Raw genomic sequence first — 20,767 nt, 5'->3', positions numbered from 1 at the left:
GGCAGGGACCAGGCATGGGCCTCAGGAAGGCGGCAAGCACTCCTTCCCCGGGGCCTTCCCTTCCGGCCAGGCGATCTTCACAAAGCGGGAGCGGCCCTCGGGGGTGAGCTCCACGATCGGCACGGCCTTGTCGTACGGGTTGCCGTGCACGTCCAGGCAGATCCAGCCGCTCGCCCCGCTCACCCGCAGTGAGCCCTTGACCTGCGGCCACTGGAGTCCGACGTCGGCGAGCGGCGGGACCACCCTGCCCTCGGCGGTGGCCTCGCGGATACCGTGCACGGCCAGCCGCATGGCGTCGTAGGCGATGATCAGCTGGCCGTCCTCCAGACCGACCGAACCGATGGGGCCGACGGGTGCGCGCCCGCTCTTCGCCAGCAGATCGGTGAGGACCCGCGCGTCCTCGGCGGAGCCGCCCGTCCTCGCCGGGTCCTTCACCCAGGCGTCCGGGTGGGCGAGGGCCGTGTACCGCACCGAGAGGTTGTGTTCGAGAGCGCTGCGGTCCAGGTCCTTCTCCCCGGTCAGGTACGAGCCTTCGTCGCCCGTCAGCAGCGTGAACTTCCTTTCCTGGCAGCCGCGGCCGCCGAGCGCGTTGATGAACTGCCGCAGCTGGGTGTGCCGTCCCGCGAACAGGATCGTGTCGGTCTCGGGGGAGGTGTCGCACACGAGGTGGGTGATCTGCCGGAAGGTGTTGGCGGTCGTGCCCTCCTGGCTGCGGTCGGCGGGCGGGGTGAACGGCTGCGGCTCGTAGGGGGAGCCCTTGATCAGCTTGGCGAAGGACATCTGGAGCGTCCGTGTGTACGGGTCGCCCGGCTTGTCGTACACCAGCAGTGCCTTGCCCGCCGTCACCTTGGCGAAGGAGGCCAGCGCACGGGCCTCGTCGGTGTTGGTGGGGGAGACCCGGGCGAGCCCCGGGAAGGGGTCCTTGCCCTGGTGGCCGTTGGCCAGGTCGTCGGCGGTGATGGAGCTGCCCACCACCGGGATACCGCGCCCGGTCAGCTCCTGGACGGCCGCCTTGTTGCCGTCCGTGCTCATGCCGACGCCGGCGACCGCCCGCAGCCGGTCCGCGCTCTTCGTCATCCGCTCCAGCTGGTCGACCATCCGCACCCAGTGGGCGCCGGTCGCCCCTGGGCTCGCGAGCACCAGCCGGATCGCCGGGGACTGACCGTTGGAGCTGTGGTTGGCCTCGTACTGCGCCAGATACGCGCCCTGGAGCTCGTGCTGAATGTCGCTCAGCGTCGACGGGGTGGTCGCGGTGTACGGCAGCATCAGCGCGACGGTCACATAACTCCCGGGCCTGAGCCGGTCGTTCTCACGGTCGATCGCCTGCACCGCGTCCCGCAGCTGGGGATGCCCGAAGTCGTACGCCGTCGTCGCGACGCCCACGCACTCCTCACTGTTCTCGGGCCGTACGACTCCGGGCGCGCACGAGCGGTCGTCGTGGGCCAGCGCGCGGACGGTGAAGAACAGGCCGGTCACCAACGCCAGGCCGAGCAGCAGGGCCAGATAGCGGCGCAGAGGGATCTCCCAGACGCTCTCCCGCAGCCACCCGCCCGGTCCGCGTGCCATCACGCCTCACCGTCCTCGTCGTCGTCCGGTATGCGCAGCGGCCGCCCGGCGAGCGCGTCCTCGGGCCAGTCGCGCGAGGCCCGCCACAGCAGCGCGTTGCCGGCCGGCCGCAGGTTGGACAACTGCTCCAGCTCGAACCGCAGCCGGTGGCACACGGTCGGGTCGGGCAGCGCCAGCGGATCGGTCAGCTGCCACACGGCGTGCAGCAGCCGTCGTATCCGCAGATGCAGTGCGGGGTCCACGCCGTCCGGCGGCCGGGTTGCGGCGTCCGTGCCGCCGAGCGCCACCGCGGCCCGCCGGTCGTCCTGCCCGTCGAAGTCACGGCCCTGGTCGTCGTGCGCGTGGAAGTAGGGCGCCGACGCGATGAAGCGCAGCGACCGCAGCCAGGTGCGGGTGTCCAGCGTGGGGAAGGTGTCGCGCAGATGGTCCACCGCCGGGTCGGTGGTGCCCAGGGCGAGTTGGTGGTGCAGCCGGCAGCGGGCACGCGCCGGGGCGTCGGTCTCGTCGCAGGTGGGCGCGTAGTGCTCGACGAGCGTCTCGTGCGCCGTGCGCCACTGCGTGTGGTCGGGGTCGCGGTGGTGCAGCCTGAGCAGCAGCAGCGTCCGCACGAAGGGGTCGCCGACGAACCGGCCGGGCACGGCGGGCAGTCCCTCCTGGCGGAGCCGGGTCTGAAGGGACCGAATGTCCGCCGGGCCGAAGTCGTCCGGGAGCAGGGCGGCGGCGAGCGCGCAGGCCGAGTCGTGGTCGTGGGCGGCGGCCAGCACGGTCAGCTCGTCGAGGTGCTCGGCGGGCACCAGCCGGTCCAGCAGCTCCAGATAGGCGGGCGTCCTGTCGCGTTCGGCGTGCAGCCGTACGTCCGCCACAAGCAGCTCGCCCAGCGAGGCGGCGCCCGGTAAGTGCTGCGCGGCGGCCTCCGCGAGCAGGGTGATCCCCAGCGGGTTGCCGCCGGTCAACCGGTGTGTGGCGGGCGGGAGCCGGGCCGGCGCCGGTGTCCCGGCGCAGGCGGCGCCCACGAGGTGCAGGGTGTCGTCGGGGCCGAGCCGGGGCAGCGACACCAGCAGCGCCCGCGAGGACCAGGCCGCCGGGTCCGGCGCCCACTCGCTGCGCCGGGCCACCTCGGGCAGGGTGCGCCGTACGGCGTTGCGCAGGGCGGGGCGCGAGTCGCCGCGCAGGGCGGCGATGAACGCCACCCGGTCGGCGATGCCGTCGGCACGGTCGCGCAGCACCGCGTCGGTCAGACCGGGACCGGGCGCCGTCTGGGAGTTGTCGAGCAGGACGAGCGGGCGCCCCAGGCGCTGCATACGCGGCAGCATTCCGGCGTAGGCCTCGGCCAGGTCGGCGAGCAGCGCCCGCACCAGATACCGTTCCGCGTGCTCGCGCGAGCTGCCCTCGGCCCTGAAGTGCCCAGACAGCAGCATCAGTCCGCGCCGGGCGTTGCCGCCCGCGTTGGGGTGGTCGCGCCACCAGGTGGCGGCCTTCTGGTGGCGCCGGTGCACGAAGCTGTCCGAGATGGACTCCAGGGTCGCCTCGATGGCCGACGACACCAGCGCCCCGGTGCCGGTGGCGGCGGCCACAACGTTGGCGGCGACCCGCCCCGCCCACCTCCCGGCGAAGTGGGCGATCCACGATCCGCTCTCGTTCAGCAGCAGGATCCGCTCGACCTCGCGCCGGATGCGCTCGGAGTCGGCGTCGCCCCAGCCGCCCGCGGCCACCGCGACCAGCCCCGACATCAGCCGCGGGAACTGGATGCGGCCGGCGCCGGTCACCGGCTCGGCCAGCTGCTCGGCGATCACCAGCAGCGCCTGCGCCACGGGCGACCAGGCCTCGGCGGGCCGGCCGCTCGGCGGCGCCGCGAACTGGGCGTCCTCGCAGTCGATCAGCGCGACCGGGGTGTGCCCCTGGTACGCGTCCCGCAACTCGACGAGCACGGCGCTCTTCCCGAGCCCCCGGCCGCCGGTGAGCACGACGAAGGGGAGCTCCTGGGCGTGCTCGACCTGATGGGCGCGATGCTGGTGCGGGCGCAGTCCCACGAGTCGCGGAGCAAGACCGGCCGGATCCGTGTCGAACAGCGCCCCGCGTCCGTGCAACCGTCTGCCCACCGCGTCTCCCCCCTGCGACCGTGGTACCCAACTTCAGGGTAGGTAGGGGGAGTTGTTTCGGACTAGGGGGTGTCGTTTGGATCATGCCGGCGTCGCGGGGTGATGTCCGTTGGGTCACGAAAATTTCCGGATGTCAGCCGACCGTGATCGAGTTCAGCTTCTCGCGCAGATACACATGCGAGTCGACGGATTCGTACGCCACGCGTCCCACCGGAGCCGGGACGGACTCCACGAGTGTGCCCGGGGTGCACTCGCCGAAGTAGACGAGGGACATCAGCTCCTCGGCGGGCGCGTCGGCGGGCGGCGGCAGCACCCGGTGGCGTCCCGACCGCCAGCGGTCGCCGGTCCAACGGGCCATCAGATCACCGATGTTGATGGTGAAGGCCTCGGGATCGTACGGCGCGTCCTCCCACCCGCCCTCGTCCGTCCAGATCTGCAACCCGCCCTTGCCGGCCTGCCGGTCGAGGATCGTCACGGTCCCGAAGTCGGTGTGCGGGCCGATGCGGAACTGCCCCGGCTGCGGCGCGCCGATGACCTCCATGCCGGGATACCAGTTGATGTTGAAGCCGTACGTCGGATGGTCCATGTGCCGTGAGAAGAAGTCGGGTTCCAGGCCGAGGGCCTCGCCGAGCAGGGCGAGCAGCCGGTTCTCCAGCTCGCCCATCCTCCCCAGGTACTCCTCGCACAGCGGCCGGAGTTCCGGCACCTCGGCCGGCCAGACATTCGGCGCGTACCACTCCGCGTTGATCACCGGGTCCTCGAACGGCTCGTGCGTCGCGAAGGTCAGCGACTCCTTCAGGTCCGGCGGCGTCTCGGTCCCCTCCGCGTACCCGTTCGCCTCGGCGCCGGGGCCGAGCCAGCCGCGGCCGCCGACCTTGGCGGCGTACGGCTGCTTGACGGCTTCGGGGAGGGCGAAGAAGGCACGGGCGGCCTCCCGGATGCGCGCGCGGAGGGACGGGTCCACGCCGTGCCCCGTGACCAGGAGGAATCCGGCGGTCTGCAGGGCCTCGTCGACGGTGCGCGCGATGGCCCTGCGTGCCTGCTCGTCACCGTCCGGCCAGGGCCGCAGATCGATCGTCGGGATGCTGGGGTCACTCACCGATGTCCTCGTTCCACAGGGCCGGATTGTTCTTGACGAAGTCGCGCATCATCTCGACGCACCCCGGGTCGTCGAGGAGCACGATCTCCACGCCGTGCTCCGCCAGCCAGTCGTGCCCGCCGTGGAAGGTGGACGCCTCGCCGATCACGACCCGGCCGATGCCGAACTGACGGACCAGACCGCTGCAGTACCAGCACGGCGAGAGGGTGGTGACCATGGTCGTCCCACGGTAGGACCGCTGCCGTCCCGCCGCCCGGAACGCCGCCGTCTCCGCGTGCATCGAGGGGTCGTCGTCCTGGACCCGCCGGTTGCGGCCGCGGCCGAGGAGGGTGCCGTCGGGTCCGTAGAGGGCGGCGCCGATGGGAATGCCGCCCTCGGCCAGACCGGCGCGGGCCTCCTCGACGGCGGCGGCGAGCCGGCCACGCGCCTGTGCCTGATCCATGCGCTGCATGCCTCCCACTCTGGGGCGGACGGAACGGGAGGGCAATGTGCCCCGCCAGCTCTTGATCAGGCGGACCCGTCCATCGGCGGTGCCGATACCCCCATCGGCAGGACGCCCCACTGGCACGTGGACCGGGCCCGGTGGGCGCTCGTAGCGTCCTGGGTATGACAACGGACCGCAAGGGAACAGCCCAGCTGACAGCCGCGATGGTGCTCTCCGGCACCCTCGGGGTCTTCGTCGTCGAGTCGGGCGCCCCGCCCTTCGACGTCGTGTTCTTCCGCGTCCTGTTCGGCGCCCTGGCGCTGGGCGCGTACATCGTCGCCCGGGGCTGGCTGCGCGGTCACGGCTTCACCCCGCGCACGCTCGGACTGGCCGTGCTGGGCGGCGTCTTCATCGTCTTCAACTGGGTGTTCCTGTTCCAGTCGTACGAGAACACGTCGATCTCCGTCGCCACGGTCGTCTACCACACACAGCCGTTCTATGTGGTGCTGCTGGGCGCCCTGCTGTTCCGCGAGCGGCTGACCGCCGCCAAGGTGGGCTGGATCGTGGTCGCCTTCGCGGGGCTGGTCCTGGTCTCCGGCGTCACGCCCGGCGACTTCGCGAGCGGCGGATCGTATGTCACCGGTGTCGGTCAGGCGCTGCTCGCCGCGCTCCTGTACGGCCTGTCCACCCTGGTCACCAAGCGCATCACCGGCGTCCGTCCGCACCTGATCGCGCTGGTCCAGGTCCTCGTCGGCATCCCCCTCCTGCTGCCCTTCGCCGACTTCGGCGCGATGCGGGGGACGGGCGCGGACTGGGGATGGCTGGTCGGGCTCGGGGTCATCCACACGGGCCTGATGTACGTCCTGATGTACGCCGCCTACGCCCAGCTCCCCACCTCGAAGATCGCCGTCCTCGCCTTCACCTATCCGGCGGTCGCGATGGTCATGGACTGGGCGGTGTACGGCCACCACATCGGGCTGGTGCAGGCGCTGGGCGTTCCGCTGATCGTGACGGCGAGCCTGAAGGTCACCCTTGCTCGGACACCAGCCTCCGCGCCTGCTCCAGAAACAGCCGCGCGTGTGCCGGAAGCCGCTTCCCGGCCCGCCACGCCAGCTGCGTGCGAAGCGTGAACGGCGGCTCCCACAGCAGTCGTACGAGAGAACCCTCCGCGAGTTCGGCGGCGACCGTCACCTCGGGCAGCAGCGAGATCCCGAGGCCGGCCGCCGCCGCGCGTTTGGTGGCCTCGATCGTGCCGAACTCCATGAACTCCACGGGCCCGCCGAGCGAGTCGAGCTCCCGCTCGAACAAGTCCCGGTAGGCGCAGCCGGGTTCGGTCGCGAGGAGGGGCTGTCCGAGGAGATCGTCCGTGGCCAACTCCACGCCGGACAGGGCGTGTTGAGGGGACGCGACCAGCGCCAGCGGCTCCACCGCAAGGACCGTGCTCTGAAGCCCCGCGTGCTCCGTCCCGGCCTCCATCAGAAAGCCCAGGTCGTACGTCCCCTGGAGCAGCGCCTGCCGGGTCTCGTCACCGAGGGTGGTGCGCAGCGCGAGCCGCACCTTCGGATAGCGGTGGTGGAAGAACTCCAGCAGCGGCGGCAGACGATAGGACGTCAGCGACTCCATCGTGCCGACGGTGAGCGTGCCGGACGGCTCCTCCGCGGCCACGACCGCCGCCCGCGCCTCCTCCGTCAGCTCGATGATCTGCCGGGCGTACGGCAGCAGCCGCTCGCCCGCCTCGGTGAGGCGGATACGGCTGCCGAGCCGGTCGAAGAGCTCCGTGCCGAGCGAGGACTCCAGGGCGCGGATCTGGCTGGTCACGCTGGACTGCGCGTACTGCAGCTCGGCCGCGGCCCGGGTGAAGCTCAGCACCGTCGCGACCTTCTCGAAGGTGACCAGCAGCCGCAGCTCCATCAGCCGGCCTTCGGGTCGTCGCCGTTCTCCTTGCGCCGCAGCTCCTCCTCGCGGCGGCGCAGGTCGGCCTCCCAGTCCTTCAGGAGCGCCTCGTCCTTCTTGCTGTCCTCCTTGAGGGACTTGAGGAACTCGGGGTTGTCGTCGGGCGCGACGTACTCGGTGCGGTGGTTGCGGTGCCACTCGGAGGGCGTGGAGCCGTTCGCGGGAGCGTGGCGGATCTTGCCGGCGACCAGCCAGGCGATCGGGCCGACCAGCACCTCGCCGAAGAGCAGGATGATGATCACCCACACCACCTTCGGCAGACCGCGCACCTCCTCCTCGGGGGTGTTCAGACAGTCGATGAAGGCGTAGATCCACAGCGCCAGGACCAGCAGGAAGGGCAGATACCGGAGCATGGTGGCGGGTTCCCCCAGAAGAAGGCGACGGGACGCGGACGGCCCCGGGGACGGGGTCAGGGTAGCGGCTGGCGAAAAAACGTCGCACCGCACGTCGAGGGAGCGACGCACAGGGACGACAGACGCACAGTGACGACAGGGCGGTGGGCGTGTCCGTGTGGGGTGGGGGGTGGGTGTTCGGGGGACTCGGCGATACTGGAGCGCATGGCTTATGACGATCTTCGCTCGCTGCTCAGGGCCCTGGAACGCGAGGGCGACCTCAAGCGCGTCAAGGCCGAGGTCGACCCGTGTCTGGAGGTCGGGGAGATCGTCGACCGTGTCCAGAAGTCCGGCGGTCCCGCGCTGCTGTTCGAGAACGTGAAGGGCTCCGCGATGCCCCTCGCGATGAACGTCTTCGGGACCGACCGCCGGCTGCTGAAGGCCCTCGGACTGAAGTCGTACGGCGAGATCTCCGAGAAGATCGGCGGGCTGCTGCGCCCGGAGCTGCCGCACGGGTTCGTCGGAGTGCGCGAGGCCTTCGGGAAGCTCGGCGCGATGACGCACGTACCGCCGAAGAAGGTGAAGGACGCGCCGGTGCAGGACGTCGTCCTCACCGGCGACGACGTCGACCTCGACACGCTGCCCGCCCTCTTCACCTGGCCGCAGGACGGCGGCTCCTTCTTCAATCTGGGGCTCACCCACACCAAGGACCCGGAGAGCGGTACCCGCAACCTCGGGCTGTACCGCCTCCAGCGCCACGACCGGCGCACCATCGGCATGCACTGGCAGATCCACAAGGACAGCCGGAACCACTACCAGGTCGCGGCGCGCAGAGGGGAACGCCTGCCGGTGGCGATCGCCTTCGGGTGCCCGCCCGCCGTCACCTACGCCTCCACCGCCCCGCTCCCCGGCGACATCGACGAGTACCTGTTCGCCGGGTTCATCGCGGGCAAGCGGATCGAGATGGTCGACTGCAGGACCGTGCCGCTCCAGGTGCCGGCACAGGCGGAGGTCGTCCTGGAGGGCTGGCTGGAGCCCGGCGAGATGCTCCCGGAGGGCCCCTTCGGCGACCACACCGGCTTCTACACACCGCAGGAGCCCTTCCCGGCCCTGACGATCGACTGCGTGACGATGCGTCGGCGGCCGCTGCTTCAGTCGATCGTCGTCGGGCGGCCCCCGACGGAGGACGGACCGCTGGGCCGTGCGACCGAGCGTTTCTTCCTCCCCCTGCTGAAGATCATCGCGCCGGACATCGTGGACTACCACCTGCCCGAGGCCGGCGGCTTCCACAACTGCGCGATCGTCTCGATCGACAAGAAGTACCCCAAGCACGCCCAGAAGGTGATGCACGCGATCTGGGGGGCACACATGATGTCCCTGACCAAGCTGATCGTGGTCGTCGACTCCGACTGCGATGTGCACGATCTGCACGAGGTCGCCTGGCGGGCCCTCGGCAACACGGACTACGCCCGTGACCTCTCGGTCGTCGAAGGCCCCGTCGACCACCTCGACCACGCCTCCTACCAGCAGTTCTGGGGCGGCAAGGCGGGCATCGACGCGACGAAGAAGTGGCCCGAGGAGGGCTATACGCGCGACGGCGGCTGGCCCGACATGGTGCTGTCGGACCCCGATACGGCGGCGAAGGTCGACCGCCGCTGGAAGGAGTACGGGCTGTGAGCAGCGCGTCAGCCGCTCTCCCGCAACCGGGAAGAACCAAGGCGTTCCTGCGCCTGGTGATGATCGAGCACTCCGTCTTCGCCCTGCCGTTCGCCTACATCGCCGCGCTCACGGCGATGTTCCAGTGGGACAAGAACATCCACTGGGGCCGGCTGCTGCTGGTCACCGTCTGCATGGTGGGCCTGCGCACCTTCGCGATGGCGGTCAACCGGATCATCGACCGTGAGATCGACGCCCGGAACCCCCGTACGGCGCACCGCGAGCTGGTGACCGGCGCGATGACCGTGCGACACGCCTGGACGGGCGCACTGATCGCGCTGGTGATCTTCCTCGGCTCCGCGGCCCTGCTGAACCCGCTGTGCCTCGCCCTCGCCCCCATCGCGGTGATCCCGATGGTGGTGTATCCGTACGGCAAGCGGTTCACGAACTTCCCGCAGGCCATCCTCGGCATCGCCCAGGCGATGGGCCCGGTCGGCGGCTGGCTGGCGGTCACCGGCACCTGGTCGTGGGACGCGGTGATCCTGGGCCTCGCCGTCGGCATCTGGATCGGCGGCTTCGACCTGATCTACGCCTGCCAGGACGTCGAGAGCGACCGCGAGGTCGGCGTGATGTCGGTCCCGGCGCGCTTCGGCGTCCCGGCGGCAATCTGGGGCGCGCGGGCCTGCCACGCCGTGACGACGGCCCTGTTCGTCTGGTACGCGGTGGCCACCGACGCCGGCGGCTTCTTCTGGGTCGGCCTGATGATCGTCGCGGGCGCGTTCGTCTACGAGCACAACATCGTGCGCCCCCACGATCTGTCCCGCCTCAACAGGGCTTTCTTCAGCGTCAACGGGTTCATCGGGATCGCCCTGTTCGGCTGCGCGCTGCTGGACCTGCTGGTCCGCGGGCTGACGCTCTAAGCGCTCCGCTGGAAGTGCCGCGATGCGTCGTCGGCCGTCTGCGGCGCCATCGTGGCTGGTCGCGCAGTTCCCCGCGCCCCTTCAGGGCGTTGCCGAACCGTAGCGGACTTGGCCCGGCCTGCTTAGAAACCGGAGCGTTCTCGTCCCATTCGGCCGACCCGTATTGGGCGGCCCGTCCTGAACGTCCGCTGACCCGCCGGTAGGCTCAGGGTGTGAACGCAGGAGAAACGCAGCGCACGCCTTGGATCGTGGGGGTGTCGGGAGCGTCCGGTACGCCGTACGCGGCCGCGGTGCTGCGTGCGCTCCTGGACGCAGGCGAGAGCGTCGACCTCGTGGTGTCCCGGGCCTCCCGGCTCACCCTCCTCGATGAGACCGGCATCTCGTTCCGGGACGCGCACTGGCGGGACGACCTGCGCGAATGGCTGTCCAGAGGAGCCGACGGCAAGCCCGGCAGCTTCGAAGCGGACCTCACCGGCGTACGCCACTGGGGTGCCGGGGACCTGGCGGCCGGGCCGTCCTCGGGGTCGTACCCCACGAAGGGGATGCTGATCGTGCCCGCGTCGACGGCATGTGTCGCCGGAGTGGCGCTGGGACTTTCCAAGGACCTGCTGCAGCGCGCCGCGAGCGTCACGCTCAAGGAGCGGCGCACCCTTGTCGTGGCCGTGCGGGAGACCCCGCTGAACGGGCAGACGCTGCGGCACCTCGTCACCCTGGACGACGCGGGCGCGAGCGTCGTGCCGGCCTCGCCGGGCTTCTACGCCGGGGCGACACACATCCAGGACCTGGTGGACTTCGTCGCCGGACGGGTCCTCGACGCGGCGGGCGTCGAGCACCGGCTGTACCGCCGCTGGGCGGGCGAACTGGGCGGCACCCGCCCCGAACGCCCCGAGTGAGCATCACGCAACACCAACTTCCGGACCTCTTCAGACCACTTCAGAACCACTTCAGAACCACTTCAGACCTCTTCAGTGGAAGGCTTCGATCGCATGGACGCGGTGGACAGGCAGCTCATCCAGGCCCTGAGGGAGAACGGCCGGGCCTCGTACGCGGAGCTGGGGCGCCTCGTCGGCCTGTCGGGACCCAGCGTCACCGACCGCATCAACCGGCTGGAGGCGGCCGGTGTCATCACCGGCTACCGCGCCACCGTCGACGCCGCGTCCCTGGGCCTCGGCGTCACCGCCCTGATCGGCATCTCGCTGTCCGACGCCGCCGACCACGAGGACGTGGCGCACCGGCTGAAGGACCTCGGGGAGATCGAGGACTGCTGGTTCATCGCGGGCGACGACTCGTACATGCTCAAGGTGCGGGCGACGGACGTGGACGGCCTGGAGAAGATCATCCGGCGGCTGTCCGGCACCAAGGGCGTGTCCCGGACCCGTACCACGATCGTGCTGTCCACGAAGTGGGAGAACCGGGTCGGGGAGCTCCCCGAGGAGGCGTAGACGTACGGTGGGAGACGTCGTCGGAGAAAGGTGTGGGCATGGACGTCGGGCTCAAGCGCGAGCTGGAGGAGAAGGTCGGGGCCGGTGAGCGGCTGACCCGTGAGGACGGTATCGCGCTGTACGAGTCGGACGACCTGGCCTGGCTGGGCGGGCTCGCGCACGAGGTGCGGACGCGCAAGAACGGCGACGTCGTGCACTTCAACGTCAACCGCCACCTCAACATGACGAACGTGTGCACCGCGTCCTGCGCCTACTGCTCGTTCCAGCGCAAGCCGGGCGAGAAGGACGCGTACACGATGCGCATCGAGGAGGCGGTCAAGCTCGCCAAGGCGATGGAGGCGGAGAACCTCACCGAGCTGCACATCGTCAACGGGCTGCACCCGAACCTTCCGTGGCGCTACTACCCGCGCTCCCTGCGGGAGCTGAAGGCAGCCCTTCCGGACGTCTCCCTGAAGGCCTTCACGGCGACGGAGATCCACCATTTCGAGACGATCAGCGGGCTGTCGGCCTCCGAGATCCTCGACGAGCTGATCGACGCGGGGCTGGAGTCGCTCACCGGCGGTGGCGCGGAGATCTTCGACTGGGAGATCCGGCAGCACATCGTCGACCACCGCACCCACTGGGAGGACTGGTCGCGCATCCACCGTCTGGCGCACGAGAAGGGTCTGAAGACCCCGTGCACCATGCTGTACGGCCACATCGAGGAGCCCCGCCACCGCGTCGACCACGTGCTGCGCCTGCGTGAACTCCAGGACGAGACGGGCGGCTTCCAGGTCTTCATCCCGCTGCGCTACCAGCACGACTTCGTGGACATGCAGGACGGCAAGGTCCGCAACCGCCTCCAGGCGCGCACGCAGATGGCGACGGGCGCGGAGGCCCTGAAGACCTTCGCGGTCTCCCGGCTCCTGTTCGACAACGTCCCGCACGTCAAGGTCTTCTGGGTCATGCACGGCGTCCAGACCGCCCAGCTCGCGCTGCAGCACGGCGCGGACGACATGGACGGCTCGGTCGTCGAGTACAAGATCACCCACGACGCGGACAACTACGGCACGCCGAACAAGCTGACCCGCGAGGACTTGCTGGACCTCATCCGCGATGCGGGTTTCCGCCCGGTGGAACGCAACACGCGCTACGAGATCATCCGCGAGTACGACGGCCCCGACCCGGCGCTTCGGGAGTCCCCGCAGCCGATGAGGGTGTGAGCGGTGCCTGCCGGGCTCGTCGTTCCGGGTCACGCAGGTGTGCGGGACCGTGCTGGAGTGTAAGGGATACAATGCCGCTGTGTCCCTTACGTTCACTCTCGACCCCGCCGTCACTCCCGACCTCCGTGACGGCGTCCTGGACCTGTGGGCCGACGTGACCAACGCGGGCGGCGCGGTCGGCTTCGTGCCCCCGGTGACGCGGGATGCGATACGGCCGGAGCTGGTGAGACACCTCGCCGCGATGGCGGAGGGGCGCATGCGGCTCCTCACCGGGCACGACGCGCAGGGGCGGGTCGCCGCGACCGCGTTCTTCGGCTTCAACACGCACCGGCTGATGACCCACTGGGTGTGGCTGTACACGGTCATGGTGCACCCGGGCCACCAGGGCAAGGGCTACGGCCGTGACCTGCTGGCCGCCGCCGAGGAGTCGGCCCGCACCTTCGACGGCATCGAGGCGGTCCACCTCACCTGCCGGAGCGGGCTGGGCCTGGAGCGGTTCTACGGCTCGTGCGGCTACAAGGAGGTCGGCCGGGTGCCCGGCGCCCTCCGCGTCGCGCCGGGCGACGACCGGGACGACGTGTCCATGCTGCTCACGCTGACGTAAGGGCCATGAGTGCCCGCACCCCCCTGCAAGATCGGGCCGCTGTCGTGCTTCACTGGACGGTGCCCCTTTGGGGACGTTGTGACCTCCCCCGGAGGGAGACCCCCGGACACGGAAGAGTGGATTGACATGCTCCGCTACACGCTGATGCGCCTCGGTATCTTCGTGGGCTGCTTCGTGGTCGTCTGGGGCGCTGTCTACGCCGGCCTCTTCCCGCGCGGCTTCGGCGACTCCAACTTCCTGTGGGTCCTGCTGCTGGCGCTGGTGCTCTCGGCGCCGATCAGCTGGGTGGTGCTGCGCAAGGAGCGGGACCGGGCCTCCGTGAAGATCGTGCAGAAGGTGGAACGGGTCAAGGCCAACCTGGACGCGAACCGCGGCCAGGAGGACGACGCGGACGACTCGCACCACGTCCGGGGCCAGACCTCCTGACGTGGCCTTTTTAAGACCCCCTGCCACGGCACGCAATTAGGCTTCCGCCCATGGGTGCCGTGAAGACCAAACGGATGCCGCGTGCCGTCCGTGAGCAGCAGATGCTGGATGCCGCCGTGCGGACCTTCGGGCAGCGCGGATACATGGCCGCCTCGATGGACGAGATAGCCGAACTGGCGGGCGTGTCCAAGCCGTTGGTGTACCTGTACCTGAACTCCAAGGAAGACCTCTTCACCACCTGCATCCGCCGCGAGGCCCACGCGCTGGTCGAGGCCGTCCGCGCGGGCGTCCACCCCGAACTGCCCGCCGACCGCCAACTCTGGGAGGGGTTGCGGGCGTTCTTCGCGCACACCTCGCGGAACCCGGACGGCTGGTCGGTGCTGCACCTCCAGGCCCGTACCCACGGCGAGCCGTTCGCCGCCGAGGTCACGGCGATGCGCGAGGAGATCGTCTCGCTCGTGACCAGGCTGATCGCCGTGGCCGCCCGTGAGGCCCACCGGGACCCCGACCTGCCAGACCGCGAGGTGGCCTGCCTCGCCGAGGCCCTGGTCGGTGCCGCGGAGTCCCTCGCCGCCTGGTCCAACGCGACTCCGGGCACGACGGCCCGCCAGGCGGCGGCCACCCTGATGAACTTCGCTTGGGCGGGCCTGGGCAACCTGATGGAGGGCCGCCCGTGGTCGGCGCCGGAGCCGTCTCATGAGGTGAGCGGGTAGGGCTCTCCGGTTCCCGGCATCCCTCATCGCGTGGTCGGCCGCACCTCCCCCGCCACATGGACGCGGTTCCCGCCGCCGTCGCGCAGCTCGAACCGTCCGCCCTGCGCCGCGTAGGTGACCGAGCCCGGCAGCAGCACGGGGGAGCGGAACTGCGCGTGGACCCGGACCTTCTGGGGTGTGCCGTGGGCGGCCAGGCAGCGGGAGATCGTCCACATCCCGTGCGCGAGGGCGCGCGGGAAGCCGAACAGGCGGGCGGTGAGGGGGTGGAGGTGGATGGGGTTGCGGTCACCGGACGCGGCGGCGTACCGGCGGCCGATGTCGGCGCCGAGACGCCAGTCGGCCACGGCGGGGAGCGGGTACCGCAGCGCTGGTTCGGGAGGACGCGGAGTACCGTCCGTGCGATGCCGGGACAGGTATCCGCTGCGCGACTCCCATACGACGGTCCCGCCCGCCGACATCTCGGTGACCACGCGCGCCTCGGTCCCGCGCCGGTGCGGGGCCAGGCCCTCGATGTGCACGGCGAGTTCGTACTCTCCCGTGGCCGCGAGACCGGTGTGCCGGGTGATCTCTATCGAGGTGTGGACCAGGCCGAGCAGCGGCAGCGGGAAGTCCCGCCTGCTCATGAGCCGCATGGCGAGCGGGAACCCGAGGACGTGCGGATAGGTGACCGGCAGTGCGTCGTCGCCGGTGGCGAAGCCGCACACCCGCTCATAGGCGGCCAGCCGGGCCAGATCGATGCGCAGACCGGGCAGGACGAGGCGGGTGCGGGGGAATCCGGCGTCCGGCCGGGGCCGCTTGAAGGGGGACAGCAGCGCGCCGCGTGCGAGGAGGGGGCCCAGCGCCGGGACGCCGGTCAGCGTTCTGATCGCCACTGCGCGGTCGGCCATGTCCAACTCCCGGCGGGGTGAAAGGTACTGACTTCAAAGTAAGGTTACCGGAGGTAACGTCATGTGGCGCAACCCGTCACCTGCACCCCCCGAGGCTGCACAGCCCTGGCTCCGGACCATCCCGGAACCCGCACAAGCCCCACACGCCCAGGCCGTACCATCCGGTACGCCAACCGGCGGTTACCCCTTTCCGGGTCCACGGTGAACGCCTCGGTATGCGAGGTACGTACGTCTTTTGCAGCAGAGAAGTTCATCGCTGCACGCCCCAGGAGCCGCCCGTGTCCACTCCGCTTCCCTCCTTCGCCGCCTCGGCCGCGTTCGACGACGCTCCCGGCCCCGTGCTCGTACAGCCGGAGACCCGGCGCCTGGACGGTGCCGTCCGGGAGGCGTATGTGCCGCCGTTCGCCCCGCCGGTCCGGCACGGTTCGCTCGCGGACCTTCCCTTCGACAACGCGAGCGCGGCACCGCAGGCGGTGGTTCTCAGCCGCAGGACCGAGGACGGGCGCTGGGCGGACGTGACGGCGACTCAGTTCGCCGACCAGGTACTGGCGCTGGCCAAAGGGCTGATCGCCGAAGGCCTGGTGCCGGGTGACCGGATCGCCATCATGGCGCGCACGACGTACGAATGGACGCTGCTGGACTTCGCCGCCTGGGCCGCCGGCCTGGTCACCGTCCCCGTCTACCCGACCTCCTCCGTCTTCCAGGTCCGCTGGATCCTCCAGGACTCCGGAGCGGTGGCCCTGGTCACCGAGACCACCGGCCAGGCGGCGGCCCTCGGCCCCGAACTCGACCGCCTCCCCGACCTGCGGCACATGTGGGTCATGGAGAAGGACCATCTCGACCGGCTGGTGGAACGCGGCGAGACCGTGCCGGACCAGGAAGTCGCCGTACGGCGCGGGATGCTGGGCCCCGACACCCTCGCCACCCTCATCTACACCTCGGGCACCACCGGCCGCCCCAAGGGCTGCGTCCTCACCCACGGGAACTTCTTCGCCGAGGTCGACAACGCGATCGAGCTCCTGTACCCGATCTTCAAGGCCAGGTCGGCCCAGGAGGTGTCGGTCCTCCTCTTCCTCCCCATGTCGCACGTGTTCGGCCGTATGGTCGCCGTCGCCTGCGTCCGCGCCCGGGTACGGCTCGGCCACGCGCCCAGCCTGAAGGCGGAGGACCTCCTCCCGGACCTCGCGGGCTTCAGGCCGACCTGTCTGCCGGCCATCCCGTACATGCTGGAGAAGATCTTCAACACCGCGCGCGCCAAGGCGGAAGCGGGCGGCCGGGAGTCGTCGTTCGACCGCGCGGTGTCGGTGGCGATCCGCTACGGCGAGGCGGTCGAGGCCAAGCAGACAGGCACCGGGAGCGGCCCCTCCCGCGCCCTCAGAACAGCCCGCACCTTCTACGACCCCCTCGTCTACCGCCGCATCCGCAACGCGATGGGCGGCCGCGTCCGGCACGCCATCTGCGGCGGCTCGCCGCTCGGCCGCCGTCTCGCCGCGTTCTACGCCGGCGCGGGCATCGAGATCTACGAGGGCTACGGCCTGACCGAGACCACCGGCGCGGCCACGGTCACCCCACCGCTCAAACCCCGCCTGGGCACGGTGGGCTGGCCGCTGCCCGGCACGAAGGTCCGCATCGCGGCGGACGGCGAGATCCTGCTCAGCGGCGAGCAGGTGCTGCGCGGCTACTGGGACCCGGCGGCCGGCGGAGTGACCCCCGCCGCCCCCGACGGCTGGCTCGCCACGGGGGACATCGGCAGCCTCGACGACGAGGGCTATCTGACCATCACCGGCCGCAAGAAGGAACTGCTGATCACGGCGGGCGGCAAGAGCGTGGCCCCGGCCCCTCTGGAGAACTGGCTCCGCTCGCACCCCCTCATCTCCCAGTGCATCGTGCTCGGCGACAACCGCCCCTACATCTCCGCGCTCATCACACTCGACCCCGACGGCATCACACACTGGCGCCAGATGAACGGCAAACACCCGGTCCCGGCGGAACTCCTGGTCAACGACGAGGAGTTGCACCACATCCTGCAACGCGCCATCGACGAGGCCAACAAGCTGGTCTCCCGCCCGGAATCCATCCGCCGTTTCGCGGTCCTCCCCGTCGACTTCACAGAGGAGGCCGGCCACCTCACCCCCTCGATGAAGCTACGACGAGGGGAAATCCTGCGGGACTTCGCAGCGGAGGCGGAGGGCCTGTACGGGAGGTGATCCCGCTACAGAAGGTTCAGGAACACGACCCACGTAGCGGGAGTGACGGTCACGTGGAGGCTGTCCGGGTTCTTGGAGTCGCGGATGTGGATGGTGCGGGGAGAGGTGGCGACCTCAAGGCACTGACCGCCTTCGCCGCTGCTGTAGCTCGACTTGAACCAGCTCAACTGCTCTATGTTCATGGCTCTTCCAGCGTCTTCTCGATCAGGTCCAGGGACTCGTGCGGGTTGAGCGCCTGCGCCCGGATGATCCCATAACGGCCTGCGAGGATGCGCACCTCTTCTCGGTCAGTGATCAGGCGTGGGTATCCCTGGGACTCCAGGTATGCCACCTGTTCCCTTCCCTTCGGGGTCAGCAGTGTGAACGAGTTGTCCAGGCAGGGGTGCTCGTGGCGTTTCGTCGGCATCACCTGGAGTTGGACGTTCCGCAGGCGGCCGATACGCAACAGCCGCCGCAGCTGCTCCGCGTGGACCTCGTCGCTGCCGATGGGCCTTTCCAGCACGGCCTGTTCCATCACGAAGCTGCACTCCGGCGGCGGCCACCGCTCGAAGAGCTGCTGTCGTGACAGCCGGTCGGTGACCCGTCTCTCGATCGTCTCCTCGTCGAGGGGCGGGTGTCGCTGGGTGAACACGGCCCGTGCGTATGTCTCCGTCTGGAGAAGCCCGAGCACGCCCATGGTGCTGTAGTCGTACAGCGAGACCGCCTCCGCCTCCAACCCCGCATAACTCCGATACCACTCCGGGTGCCGGGTCCGCGCCCGCGACATCGCCTCCCTCACCTCGGGAAGCGCGGCCGTCAACAAGCCGCCCGCGTTCAGCAGTTCGTCCGCCTTCTCCAGCAGCTCCGGCCGGGGAACCCGCACCCCCCGCTCCATCGCCGAGATCGCGTCGGGACCGTATCCGACCCGCTCACCGAACTCCCGTTGCGTAAGCCCCTTCCGCTCCCGCAGAAGCTTCACCATCTTCCCCAGCGCGGTGAACAGTCCCGTCGTCCCTTCGGACTCCGCCGGTGTCTCCGGCCTCCGCTCGTCCGTCACCTACGTCACCGCCTTCACATCCCCGTGGCCCCGGCCGACGACCCGTACGCCACACCCGCCGCAGCCGTACAGCTACCGTGCGTCGCCAGGTCGCCCCTGGTCAGGGTAGATACAACCGGCCACGCTCAGTGATGTGAACGCCGAAATCTCCACCCGACTCAGCTCCACCCCGCGTGGTGCGCGCCTCGCCCGGCTGCTCACCGCGCAGCAGCTCGCCGCCTGGGGGCACCCGTACGGCAGCGATGTGAACGGCACCGCACAGCACATCGTGGCCGAACTCGCGGCGAACGCGGTCACCCACGGCCGCGTACCCGGACGCGACTTCGAGCTGCGTCTCCTGATCCTCCCGGAGGACACGCTCCGTATCGAAGTGAGCGACGCCCGCGGCGACCGACGACTGCGCTTCGTCACGGCGCCGGACGGCGAGCACGGTCACGGTCTGCTCCTCGTATCGCTGCTCGCCCTCACCTGGGGTGTCTCCGAGCGGGATGTCGGCAAGACGGTCTGGGCCGAACTTGCCCTCAAGGAGCCGGAGTCGCGCCGCCCCGGCGCATCGCGATCACCGTCTCCGCGAACGCCCGGGCCGGTGGACTGAGCGCGTCCCAGCGGCGGACCGCCCACCCGACGGGCAGGGGGCGCAGGGCAGGCAGCGGTACCAGGCGGAGACTGCCGTCACCCGGGACGGTAAGGCCCGGCAGTACGGGGACGACCGCCCGCCCCACCCCCAGCTCGGCCAGCAGCAGGGCGGTGTCCCAGTCGGCGACGCTCGTGTCGTAGGAGAACCGCAGACCCGACTCGGCGCAGGCCGCGTCCAGATGGGCGGCCGAGGCGGAGTTCGGGGGGAGGCGGATCAGCCGTACGTCATGCAGCTCGCCGGCATCGGCGTACGGCCGGCCCGCGAGCGGGTCGTCGGACCGCACCGCCAGGACCCACGGCAGTTCCACCACCGCCCGCTGTTCGATCCCCCGCACCGGAGGGCCGAGGGTGATCCACGCGAGGTCGAGCGTGCCGTCGGCGAGCGCGTCGAAGCTTCCGCGGCCCGAACTCACGGTCCGGAACTCGAGGTTGACGTGGGGGTGGCGGCGGCGGTATGCGACGACCGCGTCCGACATGAAGTGCCGTACGGTCGTCGCCCCCGGTGGCCACGCGGACGTAGCCGCTCTCGCCGTCGACGAGGGCGCGCAGCCGGCGTACCGCCAGGTCGAGGCCGGAGATCCCCTCGGCGGCCGCCTCTTCCAGCAGCCGGCCCGCCTGCGTCGGCACGACCCCGCGGGGCTGCCGCTCCAGCAGCGCGACCCCCGTCTCCCGCTCCAGCCGCTTCACATGCTGGCTCACCGCCGACTGCGTGCATCCCAGATCGCGGGCCACCGCGCTGAGGCTTCCGGCCCGGCACACGGCCACGAACACACGCAGGTCGTCAAGCGTCACAACCCCCAAGCTAGCACTTGGGTTTGGCGACAAAACCCAAGGATTGACTGGACTCTGCCGCATCGACGACGATTTCCGCAGGGCCCGGGCGGCAACCCGCTCCAGCCCTCCGTCCCGGGGTCCGGACCCGTGACGGAGGCGCGGGGGAGGAGCGGGTGCCGACCCACCGCCGGCCCGAACACCGGAAGGACGCCCGATCGTGCCGACCGCCACCGCCACCGCCGCCCTCGCTCAAGCCCACGCGCTCCTGCGGGAGTCGGGCGCCGACGCCGTCCCCCACCCCGGCGGCACCCTCCTCGCCCACCTCGACCGCGTACGCGCACGGCTGGAGGACTGGCGAACCCGTCCCGCTCTCCAACTGGCCGGCCTCTGCCACGCGTTCTACGGCACCGACGGCTTTCCCACCGCCCTGCTTCCCCTCGACCGCCGCGCCCACCTCGCGGCCGTGATCGGCGCCGAGGCAGAGGCGATCGTGTACTTCTACGCGAGCTGCGACCGTGGGCGCAGCCACCCGTCGCTCGCGACCCCCGGCTCCGCCTTCCACGACCGCTTCACGGACCGTGCCCACATCCCGGACCTGCGCCCCCGACAGGACTTCGCCGAACTGACCGCCGCCAACGAACTCGACCTCGCCCGCCGTGACCCCGCCTTCCGTGACCGATGGGGCCCGGACCTCCTCGCCCTCTTCACCCGCTTCCGGCCCCTGCTGAGCGAACCGGCCTGGCAGGACTGCCTCACCGTGCTGGACGGCCCCTCGCACGGCTCTTGACTTC

General features: G+C 70.5%; 21 protein-coding genes and 1 pseudogene. 12 read left to right on the top strand and 10 right to left on the bottom strand.

Annotated features, from left to right (window positions below; translation table 11 throughout):
• Positions 1–21 precede the first annotated feature (21 nt).
• The 4 genes from F7R91_RS22960 to F7R91_RS22945 all read right to left on the bottom strand — a co-directional run bounded on the left by F7R91_RS22960 (position 22) and on the right by F7R91_RS22945 (position 5,215).
• On the bottom strand, positions 22–1,566 hold the full coding sequence (locus F7R91_RS22960; RefSeq protein ID WP_191971593.1) for an ABC transporter substrate-binding protein: 1,545 nt from the start codon (positions 1,564–1,566) through the stop codon (positions 22–24).
• Positions 1,566–3,665: a hypothetical protein gene (locus F7R91_RS22955; protein ID WP_150950983.1), complete on the bottom strand. Its 2,100-nt coding sequence runs from the start codon at positions 3,663–3,665 to the stop codon at positions 1,566–1,568. Before F7R91_RS22955 ends, F7R91_RS22960 begins: the two co-directional genes overlap by 1 nt.
• A gap of 133 nt (positions 3,666–3,798) precedes the next feature.
• Positions 3,799–4,764: an isopenicillin N synthase family dioxygenase gene (locus tag F7R91_RS22950; protein ID WP_150950982.1), complete on the bottom strand. Its 966-nt coding sequence runs from the start codon at positions 4,762–4,764 to the stop codon at positions 3,799–3,801.
• On the bottom strand, positions 4,757–5,215 hold the full coding sequence (locus F7R91_RS22945; protein WP_150950981.1) for a nucleoside deaminase: 459 nt from the start codon (positions 5,213–5,215) through the stop codon (positions 4,757–4,759). Before F7R91_RS22945 ends, F7R91_RS22950 begins: the two co-directional genes overlap by 8 nt.
• 155 nt (positions 5,216–5,370) lie before the next feature.
• Here F7R91_RS22945 and F7R91_RS22940 point away from each other — a divergent pair, with 155 nt between their 5' ends.
• Positions 5,371–6,318 carry a DMT family transporter gene (locus tag F7R91_RS22940; protein WP_150950980.1) on the top strand — a complete coding sequence of 316 codons (948 nt, stop codon included), beginning with the start codon at positions 5,371–5,373 and terminating at the stop codon, positions 6,316–6,318.
• On the opposite strand, the gene F7R91_RS22935 is transcribed toward F7R91_RS22940, so the two are convergent.
• The gene (locus tag F7R91_RS22935) at positions 6,215–7,099 is read right to left on the bottom strand and encodes a LysR family transcriptional regulator (RefSeq protein ID WP_150950979.1); all 885 of its coding nucleotides are present in this window, start codon (positions 7,097–7,099) and stop codon (positions 6,215–6,217) included. The genes F7R91_RS22940 and F7R91_RS22935 overlap by 104 nt on opposite strands.
• Positions 7,099–7,494, bottom strand: coding sequence for a PLD nuclease N-terminal domain-containing protein (locus F7R91_RS22930; protein WP_150950978.1), 396 nt, complete (start codon positions 7,492–7,494; stop codon positions 7,099–7,101). The genes F7R91_RS22935 and F7R91_RS22930 overlap by 1 nt, the downstream gene beginning before the upstream one ends.
• Positions 7,495–7,698: 204 nt before the next feature.
• On the opposite strand from F7R91_RS22930, the gene F7R91_RS22925 reads away from it, so the two are divergent.
• The 8 genes from F7R91_RS22925 (at position 7,699) to F7R91_RS22890 (ending at position 14,436) form a co-directional block, all read left to right on the top strand.
• Positions 7,699–9,150, top strand: coding sequence for a menaquinone biosynthesis decarboxylase (locus F7R91_RS22925; RefSeq protein ID WP_150950977.1), 1,452 nt, complete (start codon positions 7,699–7,701; stop codon positions 9,148–9,150).
• Complete coding sequence (mqnP, locus tag F7R91_RS22920; RefSeq protein ID WP_150950976.1) at positions 9,147–10,049, top strand: menaquinone biosynthesis prenyltransferase MqnP; 903 nt, start codon at positions 9,147–9,149, stop codon at positions 10,047–10,049. The genes F7R91_RS22925 and mqnP overlap by 4 nt, the downstream gene beginning before the upstream one ends.
• Positions 10,050–10,261: 212 nt before the next feature.
• Positions 10,262–10,942: a UbiX family flavin prenyltransferase gene (locus tag F7R91_RS22915; RefSeq protein WP_150950975.1), complete on the top strand. Its 681-nt coding sequence runs from the start codon at positions 10,262–10,264 to the stop codon at positions 10,940–10,942.
• Between the two features lie 93 nt (positions 10,943–11,035).
• A complete protein-coding gene (locus F7R91_RS22910) occupies positions 11,036–11,491 on the top strand; it encodes an Lrp/AsnC family transcriptional regulator (protein ID WP_150950974.1) in 456 nt (151 codons plus the stop codon).
• Between the two features lie 38 nt (positions 11,492–11,529).
• Positions 11,530–12,693, top strand: a complete 1,164-nt coding sequence (gene mqnE / locus F7R91_RS22905) for an aminofutalosine synthase MqnE (RefSeq protein WP_150950973.1) — start codon at positions 11,530–11,532, stop codon at positions 12,691–12,693.
• A 79-nt stretch (positions 12,694–12,772) separates the two neighbouring features.
• On the top strand, positions 12,773–13,297 hold the full coding sequence (locus tag F7R91_RS22900; RefSeq protein WP_150950972.1) for a GNAT family N-acetyltransferase: 525 nt from the start codon (positions 12,773–12,775) through the stop codon (positions 13,295–13,297).
• Between the two features lie 126 nt (positions 13,298–13,423).
• On the top strand, positions 13,424–13,723 hold the full coding sequence (locus F7R91_RS22895) for a DUF4229 domain-containing protein (protein WP_150950971.1): 300 nt from the start codon (positions 13,424–13,426) through the stop codon (positions 13,721–13,723).
• 50 nt (positions 13,724–13,773) lie between these two features.
• Positions 13,774–14,436 (top strand): TetR/AcrR family transcriptional regulator, encoded by a 663-nt coding sequence (locus F7R91_RS22890; protein WP_150950970.1) that lies wholly within the window; start codon positions 13,774–13,776, stop codon positions 14,434–14,436.
• 23 nt (positions 14,437–14,459) lie between these two features.
• Here the strand turns inward: F7R91_RS22890 and F7R91_RS22885 are convergent, their stop codons facing one another.
• Positions 14,460–15,323, bottom strand: a complete 864-nt coding sequence (locus F7R91_RS22885) for a MaoC/PaaZ C-terminal domain-containing protein (RefSeq protein WP_150950969.1) — start codon at positions 15,321–15,323, stop codon at positions 14,460–14,462.
• Positions 15,324–15,601: 278 nt separating this feature from the next.
• On the opposite strand from F7R91_RS22885, the gene F7R91_RS22880 reads away from it, so the two are divergent.
• The gene (locus tag F7R91_RS22880; RefSeq protein ID WP_150950968.1) at positions 15,602–17,530 is read left to right on the top strand and encodes an AMP-dependent synthetase/ligase; all 1,929 of its coding nucleotides are present in this window, start codon (positions 15,602–15,604) and stop codon (positions 17,528–17,530) included.
• Between the two features lie 5 nt (positions 17,531–17,535).
• On the opposite strand, the gene F7R91_RS22875 is transcribed toward F7R91_RS22880, so the two are convergent.
• Positions 17,536–17,712, bottom strand: coding sequence for a DUF397 domain-containing protein (locus F7R91_RS22875; RefSeq protein ID WP_150950967.1), 177 nt, complete (start codon positions 17,710–17,712; stop codon positions 17,536–17,538).
• Complete coding sequence (locus F7R91_RS22870; RefSeq protein WP_150950966.1) at positions 17,709–18,566, bottom strand: helix-turn-helix domain-containing protein; 858 nt, start codon at positions 18,564–18,566, stop codon at positions 17,709–17,711. The genes F7R91_RS22875 and F7R91_RS22870 overlap by 4 nt, the downstream gene beginning before the upstream one ends.
• 133 nt (positions 18,567–18,699) lie before the next feature.
• Here F7R91_RS22870 and F7R91_RS22865 point away from each other — a divergent pair, with 133 nt between their 5' ends.
• Complete coding sequence (locus F7R91_RS22865; RefSeq protein ID WP_225320750.1) at positions 18,700–19,161, top strand: ATP-binding protein; 462 nt, start codon at positions 18,700–18,702, stop codon at positions 19,159–19,161.
• On the opposite strand, the pseudogene F7R91_RS22860 reads toward F7R91_RS22865, so the two are convergent.
• Positions 19,088–19,994 (bottom strand): annotated as a pseudogene (locus F7R91_RS22860) (LysR family transcriptional regulator). The gene F7R91_RS22865 and the pseudogene F7R91_RS22860 overlap by 74 nt on opposite strands.
• A gap of 199 nt (positions 19,995–20,193) precedes the next feature.
• Here F7R91_RS22860 and F7R91_RS22855 point away from each other — a divergent pair.
• Positions 20,194–20,763: a DUF6817 domain-containing protein gene (locus tag F7R91_RS22855; protein ID WP_191971592.1), complete on the top strand. Its 570-nt coding sequence runs from the start codon at positions 20,194–20,196 to the stop codon at positions 20,761–20,763.
• Positions 20,764–20,767 lie beyond the last annotated feature (4 nt).

This window comes from Streptomyces luteolifulvus (genome assembly GCF_008806595.1).
Lineage (GTDB): Bacteria > Actinomycetota > Actinomycetes > Streptomycetales > Streptomycetaceae > Streptomyces > Streptomyces luteolifulvus.
This window is presented reverse-complemented; position numbering and strand designations above follow the sequence as displayed.

Bases quoted from the DNA above. Each gene is read 5' to 3' on its own strand.
- F7R91_RS22895 (WP_150950971.1), top strand. From the start codon at position 13,424: ATGCTCCGCTACACGCTGATGCGCCTCGGTATCTTCGTGGGCTGCTTC.
- F7R91_RS22935 (WP_150950979.1), bottom strand. From the start codon at position 7,099: ATGGAGCTGCGGCTGCTGGTCACCTTCGAGAAGGTCGCGACGGTGCTG.
- F7R91_RS22930 (WP_150950978.1), bottom strand. From the start codon at position 7,494: ATGCTCCGGTATCTGCCCTTCCTGCTGGTCCTGGCGCTGTGGATCTAC.
- F7R91_RS22875 (WP_150950967.1), bottom strand. From the start codon at position 17,712: ATGAACATAGAGCAGTTGAGCTGGTTCAAGTCGAGCTACAGCAGCGGC.
- F7R91_RS22945 (WP_150950981.1), bottom strand. From the start codon at position 5,215: ATGCAGCGCATGGATCAGGCACAGGCGCGTGGCCGGCTCGCCGCCGCC.
- F7R91_RS22960 (WP_191971593.1), bottom strand. From the start codon at position 1,566: ATGGCACGCGGACCGGGCGGGTGGCTGCGGGAGAGCGTCTGGGAGATC.
- F7R91_RS22910 (WP_150950974.1), top strand. From the start codon at position 11,036: ATGGACGCGGTGGACAGGCAGCTCATCCAGGCCCTGAGGGAGAACGGC.
- F7R91_RS22940 (WP_150950980.1), top strand. From the start codon at position 5,371: ATGACAACGGACCGCAAGGGAACAGCCCAGCTGACAGCCGCGATGGTG.
- F7R91_RS22925 (WP_150950977.1), top strand. From the start codon at position 7,699: ATGGCTTATGACGATCTTCGCTCGCTGCTCAGGGCCCTGGAACGCGAG.
- F7R91_RS22890 (WP_150950970.1), top strand. From the start codon at position 13,774: ATGGGTGCCGTGAAGACCAAACGGATGCCGCGTGCCGTCCGTGAGCAG.
- mqnE (WP_150950973.1), top strand. From the start codon at position 11,530: ATGGACGTCGGGCTCAAGCGCGAGCTGGAGGAGAAGGTCGGGGCCGGT.
- F7R91_RS22885 (WP_150950969.1), bottom strand. From the start codon at position 15,323: ATGGCCGACCGCGCAGTGGCGATCAGAACGCTGACCGGCGTCCCGGCG.